General features: G+C 57.9%; 2 protein-coding genes. One reads left to right on the top strand and one right to left on the bottom strand.

Translation table 11 applies throughout. From position 1 onward, the window contains the following. Positions 1-180 precede the first annotated feature (180 nt). Positions 181-2,319, top strand: a complete 2,139-nt coding sequence (locus ACZAHD_RS22825; RefSeq protein WP_008806477.1) for an ornithine decarboxylase — start codon at positions 181-183, stop codon at positions 2,317-2,319. 43 nt (positions 2,320-2,362) lie between these two features. Here ACZAHD_RS22825 and ACZAHD_RS22830 read toward each other — a convergent pair. Then, positions 2,363-3,063 (bottom strand): MFS transporter (locus ACZAHD_RS22830; protein WP_462458752.1); only part of this gene is annotated, 701 nt, incomplete at its 5' end.

Consider the following 3,063-nt stretch of genomic DNA (forward strand, 5'->3'; position numbering starts at 1 on the left):
CCTCTGTTCACCATGCGGTGAAGGACACGTATGCTCACTGTAGGGCAACAGTAAGATCGGACGCGTCTGCTTTTACTGATGTCCGGCGGTCGGAGCTGAAATCCGTCAGACCCGGACACATCGTTGGGCAAGGTTTCCTTGTCTGAGATTTTTACACTCCCGATACGGGCATTTGCGCTTATGAAATCCATGCACATTGCCGCCAGCTGCGAGCTGGTCACCCGCTTGTCCACCCACCGTCGCGTTGTGGCGCTGGACAGTACCGATTTTACCGATGTGGCGGCAGTCGTCATCACCGCGGCGGACAGTCGCAGCGGCATCCTTGCTCTCCTCAGACGCAGCGGATTTAATCTGCCGGTCTACCTGCTGAGTGAGACGGCGGTCGAGAGGCCAGAGGGGGTGCAGGCGGTGATCGCCGGTAAAGATCAGGAGTGGCTGGAGCTGGAGGCGGCGGCCTGTGATTATGAAGCGCGTCTGCTGCCGCCGTTTTTCAATACTCTGACCCAGTACGTCGAGATGGATAACAGCACTTTTGCCTGTCCGGGGCATCAGCACGGGGCGTTTTTCAAAAAGCACCCTGCAGGCCGTCAGTTCTATGACTTTTTTGGCGAAAATGTCTTTCGCGCCGACATGTGCAACGCCGATGTGAAATTAGGCGATCTGCTGATCCACGAAGGGTCGGCCAAGCACGCGCAGAAGTTCGCTGCGAAAGTGTTCAATGCGGATAAAACCTACTTCGTCCTCAACGGCACCTCGGCGGCCAACAAAGTCGTGACCAATGCGCTGTTGACCCGCGGCGATCTGGTGCTGTTCGATCGTAACAACCACAAGTCAAACCATCACGGGGCGCTGATTCAGGCGGGGGCGACGCCGGTCTATCTTGAAGCCGCGCGCAATCCGTTCGGTTTTATCGGCGGCATTGACGAGCGCTGCTTTGATGAGCATTACCTGCGGGATCTCATCCGCGAAGCGGCGCCTGAGAAAGCCAATGCCTCCCGCCCGTTTCGTCTGGCGGTGATCCAGCTGGGGACCTACGACGGCACGGTCTATAACGCCCGCCAGGTGGTGGATAAAATAGGCCACCTCTGCGATTACATCCTGTTCGACTCGGCGTGGGTGGGCTATGAGCAGTTTATCCCGATGATGGCCGACTGCTCGCCGCTGCTGCTGGAGCTGACCCCGGACGATCCGGGTATTTTTGTCACCCAGTCCGTGCACAAGCAGCAGGCCGGCTTCTCACAGACGTCGCAGATCCATAAAAAGGATAACCATCTGCGCGGCCAGGCGCGTTTCTGTCCGCACAAGCGGCTGAATAACGCCTTTATGCTGCATGCCTCCACCAGCCCGTTCTATCCGCTGTTTGCCGCGCTGGACGTCAACGCCAAAATTCATGAAGGTGAGAGCGGCCGCCGCCTGTGGGCCGAGTGTGTGGCGCTGGGCATCGAGGCGCGGAAAGCGATCATCGCTAACTGCAAGATGATCCAGCCCTTTATTCCGCCAGTGGTGGCGGGGCGTCCATGGCAGGATCACCCGACCGAGGCGATCGCCCGGGAGCGCCGCTTCTTCAGCTTCGAACCCGACGCGCGCTGGCATGGTTTTGAGGGCTATGCGGACGACCAGTATTTTGTCGACCCGTGCAAGCTGTTGCTGACCACCCCGGGCATTGACGCTGAAAGTGGGGAGTACAGTGAGTTTGGCATCCCGGCAACCATTCTGGCGCATTATCTGCGTGAAAACGGCATCGTGCCGGAGAAGTGCGATCTCAACTCGATTCTGTTCCTGCTGACGCCGGCGGAGAGCGCCGAAAAAATGGCGCAGCTGGTGGCGATGCTGGGGCAGTTCGAACAGCATATTGAGTCGGATACGCCGCTGGCTGACGTGCTGCCGACCATCTACAACAAATATCCGGTGCGCTATCGCGATTACACACTCCGCGAGCTGTGCCAGGAGATGCACGATCTGTACGTCAGCTTTGATGTGAAGAGCCTGCAAAAGGAGATGTTCCGTAAACGGAGCTTCCCGCGCGTGGTGATGAATCCGCAGGATGCTAACCGCGAATTTATCCGCGGCAACGTGGAGCTGGTGCGTCTGAGCGAGGCGGAAGGCCGCGTTGCGGCAGAGGGGGCGCTGCCCTATCCGCCAGGGGTATTATGCGTGGTGCCCGGTGAGATCTGGGGCGGGGCGGTACTGCGCTATTTCCTCGCGCTGGAGGAGGGAGTCAATATGCTGCCGGGCTTCTCGCCGGAGCTGCAGGGGGTTTACAGCGAAACGGATCCGGATGGCATTAAGCGGCTGTATGGCTACGTGCTGAAGGGATAAAAAAACGCCCCGCTGAACAGGCGGGGCGTTTTGCTTTTGACGATCACGCGCTCTGCTGGGCGGCGGTCGGTTGTCTGACGTGTTTGTATTTGAACAGCGCCACGAAGGCAAAGGCCAGCACCAGCGAATAACCGGCGAAAATCAGCCACACGCTTTGCCAGTCAGTGATCCCCTCGACGGTAAAGTGCTCAACCACTTTGCCGCTCACCATCCCGCCAAGAATACAGCCGAAGCCGTTGGTCATCATCAGGAACATCCCCTGGGCGCTGGCGCGGATTTCCGGACGAACCTCTTTCTCAACGAACACCGAACCGGAGATGTTGAAGAAGTCGAAGGCGCAGCCGTAGACGATCATCGACAGCACCAGTAGTACAGTGCCGAACGGTGTCGGGTCGCCAAAGGCGAACAGGCCGAAGCGCAGCATCCACGCCACGATACTAATCAGCATCACGTTCTTAATGCCGTAGCGGCTAAGGAAGAACGGGATGGTCAGGATAAACAGCGTTTCGGAGATCTGCGAAATCGACATCAGCACTGACGCGTGCTCGACGATAAAGCTGCCGGCAAACAGCGGATCTTTATCGAAGTTATGCAGGAAGGTGTTGCCGAACATATTAGTGATTTGCAGTTCGGCACCGAGCATCATCGAGAAGATAAAGAAGATAGCCATGCGCTTGTTTTTAAACAGCGCAAAGGCGTTAAGCCCCAGCATCTCCGTCCAGCTTTGATTGCGCTGGGCGTTGG

Origin of the sequence: Raoultella sp. (assembly GCF_039594335.1) — a bacterium.
Taxonomy (GTDB): domain Bacteria; phylum Pseudomonadota; class Gammaproteobacteria; order Enterobacterales; family Enterobacteriaceae; genus Klebsiella.

Bases quoted from the DNA above. Each gene is read 5' to 3' on its own strand.
- ACZAHD_RS22825 (WP_008806477.1), top strand. From the start codon at position 181: ATGAAATCCATGCACATTGCCGCCAGCTGCGAGCTGGTCACCCGCTTG.